Origin of the sequence: Mesorhizobium sp. M7A.F.Ca.CA.001.08.2.1, assembly GCF_003998455.1 — a bacterium.
GTDB classification, from domain to species: Bacteria; Pseudomonadota; Alphaproteobacteria; order Rhizobiales; family Rhizobiaceae; genus Mesorhizobium; species Mesorhizobium ciceri.
Genome location: NZ_RZPW01001192.1, coordinates 1 through 1,144, shown reverse-complemented (window position 1 = coordinate 1,144; position 1,144 = coordinate 1). Strand labels below are relative to the sequence as shown.

Below are 1,144 nucleotides of genomic sequence, written 5' to 3'. Positions count from 1 at the left end.
AGACCAACCTCATCAACAACATGCCCTACGAGACGTTGTTCGCGCGCGGCATCCATGTCGTCACCACCGGCCTGGTGTTCGCCGAGCCGGTCGCGGAGCTTGGCCTTGCGATGGCACTCAATCTCGCCCGCGGCATCGTCGATGCCGACCTCGCCTTCCGCCAGGGACAGGAACTGTGGGGCGGCGACGGCAACCAGACGGCGCGGCTCTTGTCTGGCGCCGATGTCGGCATCATCGGTTTCGGCGATCTCGGCCGGGCGCTCAACCGGCTGCTGTCGGGTTTCCGCACCCGCACCAAAGTCTTCGATCCGTGGCTGCCGCCATCGATCCTCATCGACAACGGCGTCGAGCCGGCCTCCCTCGACGAGGTGCTGTCGACCAGCGACTTCATCTTCGTCGTTGCCTCGGTGACCAGCGAGAACCAGGGTTTTCTCGGTGCCGACGCCTTTGCCGGCATGCGCAAGGGCGCTGCCTTCATCCTGCTCAGCCGCGCCGGCGTGGTGGACTTCCCGGCGCTGATGGCGGCGGTAAAGAGCGGCCACATCGTCGCCGCCAGCGACGTTTTCCCCGAAGAACCGCTGGCGCGGGACCATCCGGTGCGCGCCCTGCCCGGCTTCCTGCGCTCGGCTCACCGCGCCGGCGCGCTCGACATCGCCTTCAAGCGCATGGGCGATATGGTGCTGGAGGACATGGACCTGATCGACCGCGACCTGCCGCCGCTGCGCTCCAAACGCGCCGAGCGCGAGACGGTTTCGCGCATGCGTTCCAAGCCGGCCGACAGGAATTGAGGCGTGGATTTTCGTTCGGGTTGGCCGGCCCTCGACCAGGTCGGCTTGACAGGAGCGCGGCCGGCGATGACGCTGCCGCAATCGAACTTTGCGGAGGGAGGCCGTGACCATGAAGAAGATCTATGAAAAGCCGATGCTGCTCAAACGACAGAAACTCTCCGCCGTGACGGCGCAGCAAGCCACTTCAGGAGTGACCGGTCCGATCGGCCCGACAGGCCCGGCAGGCTGACGCCTCACGGTGTTCGATGAAGGTAGCATTGGACGCGCCCGCGGGTCGGCGGCGAGACGGCAGTCGCTCAAGGCGCAGCATCAGTGTTTATGGCTGCTCTTCGCTCTGCGGGCAACCGCTTCCATAA

2 protein-coding genes are annotated in these 1,144 nt (G+C 65.9%); both read left to right on the top strand.

Translation table 11 applies throughout. The features are described 5' to 3' along the window. Nucleotides 1–788 (top strand): hydroxyacid dehydrogenase (locus tag EN914_RS36110; protein WP_164779199.1); only part of this gene is annotated, 788 nt, incomplete at its 5' end. A 109-nt stretch (nt 789–897) separates the two neighbouring features. Then, the gene (locus EN914_RS36105) at nt 898–1,017 is read left to right on the top strand and encodes a hypothetical protein (RefSeq protein WP_013530600.1); all 120 of its coding nucleotides are present in this window, start codon (nt 898–900) and stop codon (nt 1,015–1,017) included. The last annotated feature ends 127 nt before the right edge of the window (nt 1,018–1,144 follow it).

Bases quoted from the DNA above. Each gene is read 5' to 3' on its own strand.
- EN914_RS36105 (WP_013530600.1), top strand. From the start codon at position 898: ATGAAGAAGATCTATGAAAAGCCGATGCTGCTCAAACGACAGAAACTC.